Origin of the sequence: Streptomyces sp. AC555_RSS877 (assembly GCF_019049245.1) — a bacterium.
Lineage (GTDB): Bacteria > Actinomycetota > Actinomycetes > Streptomycetales > Streptomycetaceae > Streptomyces.
The window spans coordinates 728-1,089 of record NZ_JAGMUK010000212.1 but is presented as its reverse complement, the minus strand read 5'-3'; the positions used below and the strand labels follow the sequence as shown (position 1 = coordinate 1,089).

Sequence of the window (362 nt, the reverse complement as noted above, 5' to 3'; positions counted from 1 at the left end):
CCCGCGCCAACGGCCCCATCGACCAGCCATCACCCGCAATGTGATGCACCACCACCACGAGCACATGCTCATCCGGACCCACCCCGAACAGGCTCGCCTGCAGCGGAATCTCCGTCGCCAGGTCGAAGGCACATGCCTGCGCTTGCGCCACTGCCCCGGCCAGCTCTCCGTCGCCTATCTCGGTGACGGCCAGCTCGAAGCCGCACTCCTCCACCGGCAGGATCTGCTGATACGGCTCCCCGTCCGCCACCGCGAACACCGTCCGCAGCACCTCATGCCGCCCCAGCACATCCAACAGCGCGCGCTCCAACGCCCGCCGGTCCAGCCGGCCGGTCAGCCGCAAGCCCACCGGCTGGTTGTAG

Annotated in this window: 1 protein-coding gene; it reads right to left on the bottom strand. The window is 69.3% G+C overall.

Going from position 1 to position 362, the window contains the following annotated elements:
- Positions 1-362: condensation domain-containing protein (locus tag KUM49_RS42425; RefSeq protein ID WP_217242283.1), on the bottom strand; the 362-nt coding region annotated here is incomplete at both ends.